Here is a 14,420-nt window from a genome sequence, read left to right on the forward strand (position 1 = left end):
ACGTGACGCTTTGGCCAGGGCCGGTCACCCCCCTGACAGGTACTGGCCACGGCCTCCGCCACGCGGCGCTCATGCCCTGGCCAGGGCCTTGCGGGGCGGTCCGTCAGGGCCGCCGTCGCCCCGCCGCAGATCTGTTCACCCGTAAGGATTAAAACTGCTCAAGGCTTCCAAGACGCCCACGGCCCGGCTTCTACGGTCGCCGGGTGACCAGAAGCAGTCAGGCCCAACCCACCAGGAGCACCGGCGCACACCGGGCGCACGGGCGCGCGTGCCGCACGCCGGACGAGCGGCCCCCCTCCCGCCACGAAGCCCATCTCGACGGCCTGTTCACCTACTGCCTCTCGGTGATGTGCGACCACGACGCGGCCACCGAGGCGCTCGGCGACGTCCTCGTGGTGGCCGAGCGGCACGCCGGCCGCCGCGCCGCCGACGCCGGGGAGGACCGGGCCTGGCTCTACGCGCTCGCCCGCTGGGCCTGCCTGCGCAAGCTGGCGGCACAGCGGCGGGCCCGCCAGGGGGCGCACAGCTCCCGCCGTGCTCCGGCGCACACCGTCGCGCCCCACTCCGCCCTTGCGCCGGTCGGTGCGCCGTCGGGAGCGTCGGGCGGCACCGCCGCCGTCACCCCGACCGCGACGGACGCCACCGACCGGAACGCGGCCGCCACCCTCACCCGGAGCGCGGACGCGCCGGGCCCCGGCGCCGCGGACGGGCCGCGCCCCGCCACCGCCGACGGGCCCGCCACGGACCCCGCCGCGGCCCCCGCCACCCTCCCCGACGCCGCCGAGCGGCACGCGGAACTCTCCCGCCTCGCCTGGCCCGAGGCCGCCGGCACCACCCCCGAGCAGCGCGAGGCCCTCGAACTCGCCGTCCGCCACGGCCTCGCCGTCCCCGAGGTGGCCGCCGTCCTCGGCCTGGGCCCGGCCGCCGCCCGCGAGCTCCTGGCCGGCGCCGCGTGCGAGGTCGAGCGCACCCGCGCCGCCCTCGCCGTCGTCGAGACCGGCAGCTGTCCCGCGGTCTCCCGGCTCACCGACGACAGCCAGGTGCTGCTCTCCAGCGCCCTGCGCGCCGAACTCGTCCGGCACGTCGACGACTGCCCCGCCTGTCGCCGCGTCGCGGAACGCGTCGACGCCGTCGGCCCCTGGCCCGGCTCGGCCCTCACCCGGGCCACGCTGCCGCTGGTGGCCGCGCCCCGGCCCGCCGTCGCCCTGGCCGCCCGCGCGCTGCCGCGCAGCCGCATGGCCAGCCCGCGGTTCGACCGCACCGGCTTCCCCATGGACCCCAAGGACCGGGCGCTGCGCCGCGAGCGGCTGCGGGCCCGGGCCGTCACCACCACCGTCGTGGCCACGGTGGTCGCGGCCCCGGTGCTCGCCCTGTGGGCGGCGTACCGAGGGGCTCCGCTCACCGGCGAGGGGAGCGTGGGGGCCACCCGGATCTCCGCCGCGGAGGCCGACGGGCACACCCGCGCCGGCGGCCCGTACGCCTCGTACGAGAACGCGGGCAACGCCCGCACGACCTCGGGCCCGGGCTTCATGGCGGGCAGCCGCTCCCCGGACGTCTCGGTCGAGGTGATCAGCCCCGGCCGGGCCACCGAGCCCTCCGTCCCGGGCGTCAAGGGACCCGGCCGGCTCACGGTCGACGCGGTGTCCTCGGGCGGTACGACCCTGGTGATGCTCAGCGCGAGCGGCGGGACCCCGGTCCAGTGGCGGCTGTGGTCGGACGCGCCGTGGCTGTGGATCAGCAGTACGAGCGGGACGCTGGAGCCGGGCGAAACGTTCACCGTACGCATCTCCGTCGACCACGCGGTCGAGCCCGCGGGCGACTGGATCGCCCGGCTCGGGGTGGAACCCTCCGGCGCGGTCCTCACCATCGAGGGGCACGGCCCGGCCCGGCCGTCGTCCCCGAGTCCGAGCCCGACGACGGCGGGTCCGACCCCGAGCCCCAGCGCCACCACCGCGGACCCGACCCCGAGCCCGACGCCCACACCGACCGAGACGGCGGAGCCGACGCCCTCGACGAGCACAGAAGGAACGGTTTCCCCGGACCCGACCGACCCGACGGCACCGCCGTCGTAGCCGGCCCGGCACGGCCGTCGGGCTTCCGCGGGCGGGACTACGCGGGGTCGGCCGGGTGCGGTGCCATCGGCAGCAGCGAGGCCAGCCGCTGCTCGCACAGCCCGACCAGCACGTCGTACGCCTCCTTGCCCATCAGCTCCGTCAGCTCGGCCCGGTACGACACGTACACCGGCTCGCCCGCCCCGTGCGCCGAGGTCGCGGAGGTGCACCACCAGTGCAGGTCGTGCCCGCCCGGCCCCCAGCCGCGCCGGTCGTACTCGCCGATGGACACCTGGAGCACCCGGGTGTCGTCGGGCCGGTCGATCCAGTCGTACGTGCGCCGGATCGGCAGCTGCCAGCACACGTCCGGCTTCGTCTCCAGCGGCTCCCGGCCCTCCTTGAGGGCCAGGATGTGCAGCGAGCAGCCCGCCCCGCCCGCGAACCCGGGGCGGTTCTGGAAGATGCAGGACCCCTCCCAACGGCGGGTCTGCTTCTCCCCGTCCTCGTCGAACTGGGTCCAGCCGCGCTGCGTGCCCTCGTCGTGGAACTGCCACAGCTCGGGAGTGAGCCGCGCCACGTGCCCGGCCACCCGCTGCTCGTCGTCCTCGTCCGAGAAGTGCGCGCCGAGCGTGCAGCAGCCGTCGTCGGCCCGGCCGGCCCGGATGCCCTGGCAGCCGCTGCCGAAGATGCAGGTCCAGCGGGAGGTGAGCCACGTCAGGTCGCAGCGGAAGACCTGCTCGTCGTCGGCGGGGTCGGCGAACTCGACCCACGCGCGCGGGAAGTCCAGACCGACCTCGTCCCGGGCCCGCTCCGCATCGGACATGACACCGGCGCCGGGCTCCGGCCCGGACCCGGACCCGGCGCCGGGCACGGCGCCGGACACGACTCGTTCGTCCACCTTCACGGCATTGGAGACCTTTGAGCCTTTCGACTCCTTCGACTCCTTCTTGCCCTTCTTCGTATTTGGCACAGCCCCAGGGTAAGCGCGGTGGCAAGCCAATTGGCCGAGTAGCGTTGCCCTTCATGAGACTCGGTGTCCTTGATGTGGGTTCGAACACGGTGCATCTGCTGGCGGTGGACGCGCACCCCGGTGCGCGCCCCCTGCCCGCCCACTCGCACAAGACGGAGCTGCGCCTCGCCCAGCTCCTCGACGAGGCCGGCGCGATCGGCACCGAGGGCGTCGACAAGCTGGTGGCCGTGATCGCCGAGGCCGTCCAGGCGGCCGAGGACAAGGGCTGCGAGGACGTGCTGCCGTTCGCGACCTCCGCGGTGCGCGAGGCCACCAACGCGGACGCGGTGCTGGCGCGCGTACGCGAGGAGACCGGGGTCGACCTCCAGGTGCTCAGCGGCGAGGACGAGGCACGGCTGACCTTCCTGGCCGTCCGCCGGTGGTTCGGCTGGTCGGCCGGGAAGCTGCTGGTCCTCGACATCGGCGGCGGCTCGCTGGAGGTCGCGTACGGCATCGACGAGGAGCCCGACGCGGCGGTCTCGCTGCCGCTGGGCGCCGGCCGGCTGACCAGTGCCTGGCTGCCGGGCGACCCGGCGGACCCCGCGGACGTACGGGCCCTGCGGCGCCACGTACGGGCGCAGATCGCGCGGTCGGTCGGCGAGTTCACCCGCTTCGGGGCGCCGGACCACGTGGTGGCCACCTCGAAGACCTTCAAGCAGCTGGCCCGGATCGCGGGCGCGGCGCGCTCCGCGGAGGGGCTGTACGTCCAGCGCGACCTGACCCGGAAGTCGCTGGAGGAGTGGGTGCCGCGACTCGCCGTCATGACGGCCGCCGAGCGCGCCGCCCTGCCCGGCGTCTCCGAGGGGCGGGCCGGGCAGCTGCTGGCCGGCGCCCTGGTGGCCGAGGCCGCCATGGACCTCTTCGAGGTCGAGGAGCTGGAGGTCTGCCCGTGGGCGCTGCGCGAGGGCGTCATCCTGCGCCGCCTGGACCACATGCCGTAGGCCGTGCGGCGGCCCGCCCCGCCGCGGCGGGCCGGGCCGGCCGGGAGCGGGCGGCGGTGTGACCGGAAGCATGCCGTGGCCCGTACGGCCGACCGCACCGCCCCGTACCCTGTCCCCGTGGCAGAACCCGTCGTGCGCATCCCGGACGCGAAGGTCGCCCTCTCCACGGCCTCGGTCTACCCGGAGTCCACGGCGACGGCCTTCGAGATCGCCGCGCGCCTGGGGTACGACGGCGTCGAGGTCATGGTCTGGACCGATCCGGTCAGCCAGGACGTCGAGGCCCTGCGCCGCCTGAGCGACTACCACCAGGTTCCCGTCCTGGCCATCCACGCCCCGTGCCTGCTCATCACCCAGCGCGTCTGGTCCACCGACCCGTGGACCAAGCTCCGGCGCGCCCGGTCGGCCGCGGAGCGGCTCGGCGCCTCCACGGTCGTCGTGCACCCGCCCTTCCGGTGGCAGCGCCAGTACGCCCGGGACTTCGTCGAGGGCATCTGGCGGATGGCGGACGAGACCGACGTCCGCTTCGCCGTCGAGAACATGTACCCGTGGCGCTACCGCGACCGCGAGATGCTCGCGTACGCGCCCGAGTGGGACGTCACCAAGGACGACTACCGCCACTTCACGGTCGACCTCTCCCACACGGCCACCGCCCGGACCGACGCCACCGCGATGATCGACCGGATGGGTGACCGGCTCGCCCATGTCCACCTCGCCGACGGCAACGGCTCCGCCAAGGACGAGCACCTCGTCCCCGGCCGCGGCACGCAGCCCTGCGCGGAGCTCCTGGAACGTCTCGCCCTGTCCGGCTTCGACGGCCACGTCGTCATCGAGGTGAACACCCGCCGCGCGATGTCGGCCGCCGAGCGCGAGGCCGACCTCGCCGAGGCCCTGGCCTTCACGCGCCTGCACCTCGCCTCCGCTCTCCGGGTGCCGCGTACGTGAGCGACGACCGGCCCGCGCGGCAGCCCGAACCGCAGGCCGAACCGCAGCCCCGCCGGCGCCGCGGCCGCCCGGCCCGTACCGCCTCCGACGGGGGGCCGGGTGCGCAGGAGCGCATCCGGCTCGCCGCCCGCGAGGAGTTCGCCGCGCGCGGGTACGACAAGACGTCCGTCCGCGGCGTCGCCAAGGCCGCGGGCGTGGACCCGGCCCTGGTCCACCACTACTTCGGGACGAAGGAGGACCTCTTCGCCGCCGCGGTGGAGATCACCCTCGACCCAGCCCTCGCCGTGCCCGCCGTGATCGGCGAGGGCCTCGACGGCGTCGGTGAGCGGCTCGCCCGCTTCTTCCTCGGTGTCTGGGAGAACCCCACCACCCGTGCGCCCCTGGTGGCGACGGTCCGCTCGGCGATGACGCACGAGGCGGCCGCGAAGGTGCTGCGCCAGTTCGTGCTGCGCCGGCTGCTGGAGCGCATCGCGCGGGAGCTGGAGGTGCCCCGGCCTGAGCTCCGCGCCGAGCTGGCCGCCTCGCACATGATCGGCGTGGCCATCCTGCGGTACGTCGTCCAGGTCGAGCCGCTGGCCTCGGCGGAGCCGGAGGAGATCGTGGCGTTGGTCGCGCCCACGTTGCAGAGGTATCTGACGGAGGCCTGAGCACCCTCGGGGGCCGCCCTGTGGTGTGTGGGTCCCCTCGCCTCTTGACCCGTCATGGCCTGCAGGCCCTGCGGCAGGCCCACCCCGAGGGCTTCGGGCCTTCGGCCGGGCCTGCGGCCCCCCTCGGCCCGGGCCTGCCTCCGGACCAGCCTGCCATGACGCCTCAAGAGGCTCCCCCACACACCACAGGGCGGCCTGCTCCCTCGAGATGGCGGGCCCGGGTCGGTGGACGCGCCCGGCCGCCGAGGTGGCCCGAGCGGCTCCCGCACACCCCAGGGCGGCAGCTGACCGAGGGGTGACCCCTGCATCCCGCCATCCGGACGCACTGTCCAGATGGCGGAGCCGGGGCGTAGGCTCGTACCAGTCGTATCCGCAGCCTTCGGACTGCGCCGCACCTGGGGAGTGAACCCGATGCCCGAGCTGAGGTCCCGCACCGTCACCCACGGCCGCAACATGGCGGGCGCGCGCGCTCTTATGCGCGCGTCGGGCGTAGCGAGCGAAGACATCGGCAAGCCGATCATCGCGGTGGCGAACTCGTTCACCGAGTTCGTGCCGGGCCACACCCACCTGGCACCGGTCGGCCGCATCGTCTCCGACGCCATCCGCGCCGCCGGCGCCGTGCCCCGCGAGTTCAACACCATCGCCGTCGACGACGGTATCGCGATGGGCCACGCCGGCATGCTCTACTCGCTGCCGTCCCGCGACCTGATCGCCGACAGCGTGGAGTACATGGTCGAGGCGCACTGCGCCGACGCCCTGATCTGCATCTCCAACTGCGACAAGATCACCCCCGGCATGCTGATGGCCGCCATGCGCCTGAACATCCCGGTCGTCTTCGTCTCCGGCGGCCCGATGGAGGCCGGCCAGGCCACCCTCGTCGACGGCACCGTCCGCAAGCTGGACCTCATCGACGCCATGGTCGACGCCGCCAACGAGAACGTCTCGGACGCGGACGTCCTGCGCATCGAGGAGAACGCCTGCCCCACCTGCGGCTCCTGTTCCGGCATGTTCACCGCCAACTCGATGAACTGCCTGGCCGAGGCCATCGGCCTCGCCCTCCCGGGCAACGGCTCCGTCCTCGCCACCCACACCGCCCGCCGCGCCCTCTACGAGGAGGCCGGCCGTACGGTCGTCGAGATCACCAAGCGGTACTACGAGCAGGACGACGCCTCCGTCCTGCCCCGCAACATCGCCACCCGCCAGGCCTTCGAGAACGCCATGGCGCTCGACATCGCGATGGGCGGCTCGACCAACACGATCCTCCACCTCCTCGCCGCCGCGCAGGAGGCCGGCCTGGACTACGACCTCAAGGACATCGACGAGGTCTCCCGCCGCGTCCCGTGCCTGGCCAAGGTCGCCCCGAACGTGGCGCCGGGCGGCACGTACTACATGGAGGACGTCCACCGCGCCGGCGGCATCCCCGCGATCCTCGGCGAGCTGCACCGCGGCGGCCTGCTCAACAAGGACGTCAACACGGTCCACTCGGACTCCCTGGAGGACTGGCTGGCGAAGTGGGACGCCCGCTCCGGCACCGCCTCCGAGGAGGCCATGGAGCTGTGGCACGCGGCCCCCGGCTGCGTCCGCTCCGCCTCGGCCTTCTCGCAGTCCGAGCGCTGGGACTCCCTCGACCTCGACGCCGAGAACGGCTGCATCCGCTCGGTCGAGCACGCGTACAGCAAGGACGGCGGCCTCGCGGTCCTCAAGGGCAACATGGCGCTCGACGGCTGCGTCGTGAAGACCGCCGGCGTCGACGAGTCCATCTGGACCTTCGAGGGCCCGGCGGTGGTCTGCGAGTCCCAGGACGAGGCCGTCGAGAAGATCCTCACCAAGCAGGTCCAGCACGGCGACGTGGTCGTCATCCGCTACGAGGGCCCGCGCGGCGGCCCCGGCATGCAGGAGATGCTCTACCCCACCTCGTTCCTCAAGGGCCGGGGCCTGGGCAAGACCTGCGCGCTGGTCACCGACGGCCGCTTCTCCGGCGGCACCTCGGGCCTGTCCATCGGCCACGCCTCCCCGGAGGCGGCCTCGGGCGGCACCATCGCCCTGGTCGAGGACGGCGACCGCATCCGCATCGACATCCCGAACCGCTCGATCGAGCTGCTCGTCGACGAGGCCACCCTCGCCGCCCGCCGCGAGGCCCTCGGCGGCGTCTACGCCCCGAAGGACCGCGAGCGCAAGGTCTCCGCCGCCCTGCGGGCCTACGCCGCCATGGCCACCAGCGCCGACAAGGGCGCCGTCCGCGACGTCAGCAGGCTCGGCTGACCCTGCCGTGTGACCGGACCGCGGGCGGCCCCTCCGACGAGGGGCCGCCCGCGGTCGTCGTCTCCGGGGCGGGCCGCCGCGCGCCGGCGCCTCACCAGCCCGCCGGGTCCCCCGGGTCCACCGCGAACACGGACCCGTCGGGTGCTCCCGCGACGACGCGGCCGTCCGCCGCGGCGGGCGGCGCCACCACGGACGTCACCGGGTGGGAGCCGCTGCCGGTGCGGGGCTTCGACTGCCCCACGAGCCGCCCGTCCCGGGAGTCCAGCCCGATCAGCCGTCCGTCGGCGGCGGACAGGTACACGAGGTGCCGGGCGGCGTCCACGACGGGCCTCGACGTGCGGGCGACGGCCGTCTCCTGCCGCCACAACTCGCTGTTGCCCGGCCCGGACTCCGTCCGTACGGCGGTGAGTCCGCCGGTCAGCCCGATGACGTACACGGTGCCGTCGGGCCCGCTCGCCGCCTGGGGCTGGTCCACGGGCAGGCTCAGCGTGAAGCCGCGGACCTCGCGGGTGCGCAGGTCCAGCCGTACGACGCCGTCGGTCACCGCGTGCCGGTCGCTGCGCAGGAGGAGCAGCGCCCTGTCCGTGCTGCCCACCGGGGTCAGGCTGCCGTCGATCCGGCGCTGCCACAGGACCGCGCCCGTCCGGGGCGAGACGGCCTTCACGGTGGTCGACCCGCCGTCGGACGACAGGGTCGACACGAGGACCGGTCCCCGTGCGCCCGGCGCGGCGGTCCACTCGGAGCCGACCTCGCCCAGGCGCTTCGACCAACGACGCCTGCCCGTGGCCGAGTCGAGCGCCGTGACGTCGCCCTCCTGGCCGACCAGCAGGACCGTCTCCCGCGCGGCACCGGCGTGCAGGAGGGCCGCGGTGGGCGCCGGGGCCGACCAGCGCACCGCCCCGTCGCGCGGATCGAGCGCCTCGAGGCGACCGCTGCCGGCCGGGACGGTGTGCACCAGCCCGCCGGCGAACTCGGGGGCCCACTGGACGACGACCCGGGCGTCGCGCCGCGCCGCCTTGCGGGACGGCTTGACCGTCCAGCGCACCGCCCCGGTCGCGGGGTCGAGCCGGGCCGCGCTGCCGCCCGCCCCCGTGCAGTACACCGCGGCGTCGGTGCCCCCGCCGTAGGAGCACAGCGGCGTACGGTCGCCGGCGCCGTCGGCGATCAGGGGTACGGTCCACGGCCGGACGCGGGCACCGGCGCCGGTGGCGGCCGGGCCGGCGGGCGTCCCGCCGCCGTCCCGCCCGCCCGTCAGTACCACCCCTAGGGCCGCGACCGCGCCGACGAGGACGAGCGCGGCGCCCGCGGCCAGGGCCGCCCGGCGGGTCGGGCGGCGTCGGACCCGCGCGCCGGCGTCCCCGGACCCCGGCCCCGGCGTCGCCTCCGACCCGGGCGTCGCCTCGGACCCGGGCCGCGGCGGCGGCTCCGCGTCCGCGACCTCGATGCGGGCCCGCCGGTGGGTGTGCTCCTCGGACCGCGCCTCGACCGGGTCCCGCGGCGCCGGTATGAACGCCCGGGTGTTCTCCGAGGTCGGGTACGCCGCCGACCGCAGCGCCGCGATCAGCGCGTCCGTCGTCGGGCGCTTCGCGGGGTCCTTCTGGAGGCACCGTTCGACGATCGGCCGCAGTTCCGCGGGGACGTCGTTCAGGTTCGGCTCGTGGTGGACCACCTGATAGGCCACCAGATAAGGGCTGTCGGAATCGAAAGGCCCGCGTCCGGTGGCCGCGTGCACCAGGACGGCCCCCATCGCGAATACGTCCGCTTCGGGTCCGACCTCGCGCGGCCGCTGGAACTGCTCGGGCGCCATGAAAGGCGGCGTTCCGATCAACTTGCCGGTTTCCGTCCGCAGATCACTGTCGTACGGACGGGAAATGCCGAAGTCGATCACCTTCGGTCCGTCGCTCGCCATCAGCACGTTGCCCGGCTTCAAATCCCGGTGCACCAGTCCGGCGCGGTGGATATCCCGCAGCGCTTCCGCGAGCCCGGCGCCGAGCCGACTGAGTTCCGCCGTCTCCAGCGGCTTCTGCTTCACCCGCTCGGCGAGCGTGGGCCCGTCCACGAACAAGGTGGCCATCCAGGGCCGCTCGGCCTCGGGGTCCGCGTCCACCACGGCGGCCGTGAAGGCGCCCGACACCCGGCGGGCGGCCGTGACCTCCTGCCGGAAGCGCGCCCGGAACTCCGGATCCGCCGCGAACTCGGCGTGCACGACCTTCACCGCGAGCCGCAGGCCGGAGACCGAACTGGCCATGTGGACGACGCCCATGCCGCCGGAACCCAGGACGGATTCCAGCCGGTACTGCCCCGCGTATTCCGGCTCCGCCGGATGCGCGGGCTGTGCTGAGCGCGGCATGCCCACCCCCCGTGTGCCTCGTGCGCCGACGCGCCCGTGGAGCCTACCGACCCCTGCTAGCCTGCGCGAGTCACGCAATGTGAAGCATTGGGGGGAGTCGAGCGTGTCCACAGAAGACGTGTCCGTCGAAGGCGTGTCCATTCAGGAACGGGCGGCCGAGAGCCTGGCCGTTCGCTATCCGGTCGCGCCCGGCTACCGCGTGAATGTGCGCAGCGGCCCGGGGACCAGCTACCCGGTCATGAAGGTCCTGCCCTACGACGCGTACGTCACGATCTACTGCCAGTGCCCCGGCACCACCGTCAGCGGCCCGTACGGCACGTCGAACATCTGGGACAACATCGGAAACGGCCTCTTCGTCGCCGACGCCTACGTGAAGACCGGACGCGACGGTTACATCGCTCCGCGTTGCACCTGATTCCAGCAACGGGACAACCACCGGAATCCGTCACCGGCCGGGGATAATCGCTGATGTGAGCGACGAACGAGACGACAGCGCCCGGCCCGCGCCGGCGACCGGGCCCGACGTGGCCGCCGCCAAGGCCACCCCGGCCGGCCCGCAGCCCGAGGAGATCCGCTTCTTCGGCACCACCTGGCTGGACCACGACGGCGGGTACGCGATGCGCCGCGTCGGCGTCGCCATCGGCTCGCTCACCGCGGCCGTGGCCGGCGCCTTCGTCCTGCGCTTCGCGTGGGAGGGGCTGGAACTCGGCAACGTCGGCAGCTTCGTCAACTGGACCATCGTGATCATGTTCGCCGTGTGCAGCGCGATCGCGTACGGCAAGACGTGGGAGTCCTTCACCCGCCGCCCCGCCCCCGGTTCCCAGGACGCCTCGCTCAAGGGCCTCAAGGCCATCGGATTCATCGGCTCCCTGATCGCCTACTTCCTGCGCTCCCTCGGCGAGGCCCCCGGCGAGAAGCTGTACCGGGCCGAGTACGAGCGGGCCGTCGTGGAGTTCGAGCGCCGCCGCGCCAGCCGTACGGGCAACCCGGCGGCCCGCCGCCCCAAGCGCAAGAAGTAGCGGTCCGGGCAGCGGGGACCTGGCGCGGCGTCGTCGAGTCGCAGGCCCCCACGCACTCCCGCCGACCCCGCGCCCGACACCTCCGGCAGCCGCTGCACCCCGGCATCCGCGACACTCCCGGCGACCCACCGCCGCTCTCCCTCCCCCGCCCTCCCCCCACCACGCACGCCCCGCCACGTACTCCCGCCATCCCCGGCCCCGGCCGTCCGGTCCCGCACCGGACCGCCGGGGCCGTCGGCGTTCCGTCGGCGTTCCGGGTACGCGCTTCACCCTCCCGAGCCCTTGACGCCCCCTACCCCCAGGAGCATTATTCAACGCATGATGAATAAAACGTCGGAGGCCACCGAGCCCCCACCGCCCCACCCCGCCGAAGCCGCCGCCGTCCACGCCCGCGGCCTGCGCGTCACCCGTGGCCCCCGCGAGGTCATCCGGGGCCTCGACTTCGACGTCCCCCGCGGCCGCATCACCGGCCTCCTCGGCCCCTCCGGCTGCGGCAAGACCACCCTCATGCGCGCGATCGTCGGTACCCAGGCCAAGGTCACCGGCACCCTCGACGTCCTCGGCCGCCCCGCCGGCGACCCCGCCCTGCGCTCCCGCATCGGCTACGTCACCCAGGCCCCGTCCGTCTACGACGACCTCACCGTCCGCCAGAACCTCGACTACTTCGCCGCGGTCCTCGACCCGGGCCGGGCCGCGACCGACCGCCGCCGCGCCACCGTCGACCGCGCGATCCGCGACGTCGACCTCACCACCCACGCGGGCGCCCTCGCCGGAAACCTCTCCGGCGGCCAGCGCAACCGCGTCTCCCTCGCCGTCGCCCTCCTCGGCACCCCCGAACTGCTCGTCCTCGACGAGCCCACCGTCGGCCTGGACCCCGTGCTCCGCCGCGACCTGTGGGAGCTCTTCCACCACATCGCCGCCGACCGCGGAGCCACCCTCCTCGTCTCCTCCCACGTCATGGACGAGGCCGAGCGCTGTCACTCCCTGCTCCTCATGCGCGAGGGCCGCATCCTCGCCCAGGACACCCCGGACGCCCTGCGCGCCCGTACCGGGGCCGACACCGTCGAGGAAGGCTTCCTCACCCTCGTCGACGCGGCCGCGGCCGCAGCCGCAGCCGAGTCCGCTCCGGGCGGGACAGGAGACCCGCGATGAACGCAGCCCGTACGACCGCCACCGCCGCCCGCGTCCTGCGCCAGCTGCGCCACGACCCGCGCTCGATCGCCCTCATGCTGCTCGTGCCCGTCGTGATGCTGACGCTCCTGCGCTTCGTCTTCGACGGCAGCCGGCAGACCTTCGACTCCGTCGGCGCCTCGCTGCTCGGCATCTTCCCGCTGATCACGATGTTCCTGGTGACCTCCATCGCCACCCTGCGCGAGCGCACCTCCGGCACCCTCGAACGCCTCCTCGCGATGCCGCTCGGCAAGGGCGACCTGATCGCCGGCTACGCCCTCGCCTTCGGCGGCGTCGCCATCGTCCAGTCCGTCCTCGCCACCGCCATCGGCCTCTGGTGCCTCGGCCTCGACGTCGTCGGCTCGCCCTGGCTGCTCCTCCTGGTCGCGCTGCTCGACGCGCTCCTCGGCACCGCGCTCGGCCTCTTCGTCTCGGCTTTCGCCGCCTCCGAGTTCCAGGCCGTCCAGTTCATGCCCGCCGTGATCTTTCCCCAGCTGCTGCTCTGCGGCCTCTTCGCAGCCCGCGACACCATGCAGCCCGTACTGGAAGCGGTGTCCGACGTCCTCCCCATGTCGTACGCCGTCGACGGCATGAACGAGGTGCTCCACCACACCGACCTCACCGCCACCTTCATCCGTGACGCCCTGATCGTCGCCGGCTGCGCCGTCCTGGTCCTCGGCCTCGGCGCCGCCACGCTCCGCCGCCGTACTCCCTGACCCCACCGGGCCGGCCCAAGATCCGCCCGCTCCGTGGACAGCCCCGCGCGAGGGCCCGCCCGGGTGCAAGGATGAATCCGTAACGCGCACGCAGCGCAGCACGGCACCGCTCGGCGAGGTGAGCCCGCATGACCCAGACAGTCGCAGTCCTCGGTACCGGCAAGATCGGCGAGGCCCTTCTCAGCGGCATGATCCGCGGCGGTTGGCCCGCATCGAAGCTGCTCGTCACCGCCCGCCGTGCCGAACGGGCCGAGGAACTGCGCACCCGCTACGGCGTCGAGGCCGTCTCCAACGCCGAGGCCGCCAAGCGCGCCGACACGCTGATCCTCACCGTCAAGCCGCAGGACATGGGGACGCTGCTCGACGAACTGGCCCCGCACGTGCCGGCCGACCGCCTGGTCATCAGCGGCGCCGCCGGCGTACCGACCTCCTTCTTCGAGGAGCGGCTCGCCCCCGGCACCCCGGTCGTGCGCGTCATGACGAACACCCCCGCGCTCGTGGACGAGGCCATGTCCGTCATCTCGGCCGGCAGCCACGCGACCGCCGCCCACCTCGCCCACGCGGAGGAGATCTTCGGCGGCGTCGGCAAGACCCTGCGCGTCCCCGAGTCGCAGCAGGACGCGGCCACCGCACTCTCCGGCTCGGGGCCCGCGTACTTCTACTTCCTCGTCGAGGCCATGACGGACGCCGGCATCCTGCTCGGCCTGCCGCGCGCCCAGGCCCACGACCTCATCGTCCAGGCCGCGATCGGCGCCGCCGTGATGCTCCGTGACAGCGGCGAGCACCCGGTCAAGCTCCGCGAGGCCGTGACCTCGCCGGCCGGTACGACCATCAACGCCATCGTCGAGCTGGAACGGCACGGGGTGCGGGCGGCCCTCATCGCCGCCCTGGAAGCGGCCCGCGACCGCAGCCGCGAGCTGGCCTCCGGCAACGGCTGACGGACCCGCCCGGGTGACGGCAGGCGGGGGGTTGACACGCCCCCTGCCGAACCGTAGTGTTCTCCGAGTTGTCCGACGTGAGCGCCGACCCTGGTCGGTCCCCGGACAGCCATTCCGCAAGAACCCATTCGAACGAACGACGCACTCTGTCGTCTCGTTTTCATGCGTATTTGCGAATGAGGAATCCATGTCCGAAGGACGCGGTCGCCGATTAGCTCGGAGGCCGGGAATCCGCTACTGTCTCACTCGTCGGAAGGGCCGAACGGTCCGGATGGCAAAGCCCGCTGACTGGGAGTCAGGCCCGAAAGGATCTGATAGAGTCGGAAACGCCGAAAGGGAAAAGCCCCCCGAGAGGGAAACGGGCCGGAACCGGAA

At 73.9% G+C, this 14,420-nt stretch carries 12 protein-coding genes; 10 read left to right on the top strand and 2 right to left on the bottom strand.

Features of this window, described 5'->3' with window-relative positions; genetic code table 11:
- Positions 1-203 precede the first annotated feature (203 nt).
- Positions 204-2,072, top strand: a complete 1,869-nt coding sequence (locus ACIQCH_RS16725) for a hypothetical protein (RefSeq protein ID WP_402581410.1) — start codon at positions 204-206, stop codon at positions 2,070-2,072.
- Positions 2,073-2,109: 37 nt separating this feature from the next.
- Here the strand turns inward: ACIQCH_RS16725 and ACIQCH_RS16730 are convergent, their stop codons facing one another.
- Complete coding sequence (locus ACIQCH_RS16730; protein WP_402581444.1) at positions 2,110-2,874, bottom strand: hypothetical protein; 765 nt, start codon at positions 2,872-2,874, stop codon at positions 2,110-2,112.
- Positions 2,875-3,074: 200 nt separating this feature from the next.
- Between ACIQCH_RS16730 and ACIQCH_RS16735 the strand changes: the two genes are divergently transcribed.
- The 4 genes from ACIQCH_RS16735 (at position 3,075) to ilvD (ending at position 7,852) form a co-directional block, all read left to right on the top strand.
- Positions 3,075-4,001 (top strand): Ppx/GppA family phosphatase, encoded by a 927-nt coding sequence (locus tag ACIQCH_RS16735; protein WP_402581412.1) that lies wholly within the window; start codon positions 3,075-3,077, stop codon positions 3,999-4,001.
- A 117-nt stretch (positions 4,002-4,118) separates the two neighbouring features.
- Positions 4,119-4,943, top strand: coding sequence for a sugar phosphate isomerase/epimerase (locus ACIQCH_RS16740; RefSeq protein ID WP_030199800.1), 825 nt, complete (start codon positions 4,119-4,121; stop codon positions 4,941-4,943).
- Positions 4,940-5,590, top strand: a complete 651-nt coding sequence (locus ACIQCH_RS16745; protein WP_402581414.1) for a TetR family transcriptional regulator — start codon at positions 4,940-4,942, stop codon at positions 5,588-5,590. Before ACIQCH_RS16740 ends, ACIQCH_RS16745 begins: the two co-directional genes overlap by 4 nt.
- Positions 5,591-6,001: 411 nt before the next feature.
- Complete coding sequence (gene ilvD / locus ACIQCH_RS16750) at positions 6,002-7,852, top strand: dihydroxy-acid dehydratase (RefSeq protein WP_402581416.1); 1,851 nt, start codon at positions 6,002-6,004, stop codon at positions 7,850-7,852.
- A gap of 91 nt (positions 7,853-7,943) precedes the next feature.
- Here the strand turns inward: ilvD and ACIQCH_RS16755 are convergent, their stop codons facing one another.
- Positions 7,944-10,202, bottom strand: coding sequence for a PQQ-binding-like beta-propeller repeat protein (locus ACIQCH_RS16755; RefSeq protein WP_402581418.1), 2,259 nt, complete (start codon positions 10,200-10,202; stop codon positions 7,944-7,946).
- Between the two features lie 103 nt (positions 10,203-10,305).
- Between ACIQCH_RS16755 and ACIQCH_RS16760 the strand changes: the two genes are divergently transcribed.
- From ACIQCH_RS16760 to proC, 5 genes are all read left to right on the top strand, one after another.
- Positions 10,306-10,617, top strand: coding sequence for an SH3 domain-containing protein (locus ACIQCH_RS16760; protein WP_402581420.1), 312 nt, complete (start codon positions 10,306-10,308; stop codon positions 10,615-10,617).
- Positions 10,618-10,672: 55 nt separating this feature from the next.
- Positions 10,673-11,221, top strand: coding sequence for a hypothetical protein (locus ACIQCH_RS16765; RefSeq protein WP_402581422.1), 549 nt, complete (start codon positions 10,673-10,675; stop codon positions 11,219-11,221).
- 318 nt (positions 11,222-11,539) lie between these two features.
- Positions 11,540-12,373 carry an ABC transporter ATP-binding protein gene (locus ACIQCH_RS16770; RefSeq protein WP_402581424.1) on the top strand — a complete coding sequence of 278 codons (834 nt, stop codon included), beginning with the start codon at positions 11,540-11,542 and terminating at the stop codon, positions 12,371-12,373.
- Complete coding sequence (locus ACIQCH_RS16775; RefSeq protein WP_402581426.1) at positions 12,370-13,107, top strand: ABC transporter permease; 738 nt, start codon at positions 12,370-12,372, stop codon at positions 13,105-13,107. The genes ACIQCH_RS16770 and ACIQCH_RS16775 overlap by 4 nt, the downstream gene beginning before the upstream one ends.
- Before the next feature lie 128 nt (positions 13,108-13,235).
- Positions 13,236-14,045 (top strand): pyrroline-5-carboxylate reductase, encoded by an 810-nt coding sequence (gene proC, locus ACIQCH_RS16780; RefSeq protein WP_030210611.1) that lies wholly within the window; start codon positions 13,236-13,238, stop codon positions 14,043-14,045.
- Positions 14,046-14,420: the final 375 nt, after the last annotated feature.

It is taken from the genome of Streptomyces sp. NPDC093225, assembly GCF_044753805.1.
Lineage (GTDB): Bacteria > Actinomycetota > Actinomycetes > Streptomycetales > Streptomycetaceae > Streptomyces.

What these genes read in the sequence shown, in the direction of transcription:
- ACIQCH_RS16730 (WP_402581444.1), bottom strand. Translation starts at nt 2,874, where the DNA reads ATGTCCGATGCGGAGCGGGCCCGGGACGAGGTCGGTCTGGACTTCCCG.
- ACIQCH_RS16735 (WP_402581412.1), top strand. Translation starts at nt 3,075, where the DNA reads ATGAGACTCGGTGTCCTTGATGTGGGTTCGAACACGGTGCATCTGCTG.
- ilvD (WP_402581416.1), top strand. Translation starts at nt 6,002, where the DNA reads ATGCCCGAGCTGAGGTCCCGCACCGTCACCCACGGCCGCAACATGGCG.
- ACIQCH_RS16755 (WP_402581418.1), bottom strand. Translation starts at nt 10,202, where the DNA reads ATGCCGCGCTCAGCACAGCCCGCGCATCCGGCGGAGCCGGAATACGCG.
- ACIQCH_RS16770 (WP_402581424.1), top strand. Translation starts at nt 11,540, where the DNA reads ATGATGAATAAAACGTCGGAGGCCACCGAGCCCCCACCGCCCCACCCC.
- ACIQCH_RS16775 (WP_402581426.1), top strand. Translation starts at nt 12,370, where the DNA reads ATGAACGCAGCCCGTACGACCGCCACCGCCGCCCGCGTCCTGCGCCAG.
- proC (WP_030210611.1), top strand. Translation starts at nt 13,236, where the DNA reads ATGACCCAGACAGTCGCAGTCCTCGGTACCGGCAAGATCGGCGAGGCC.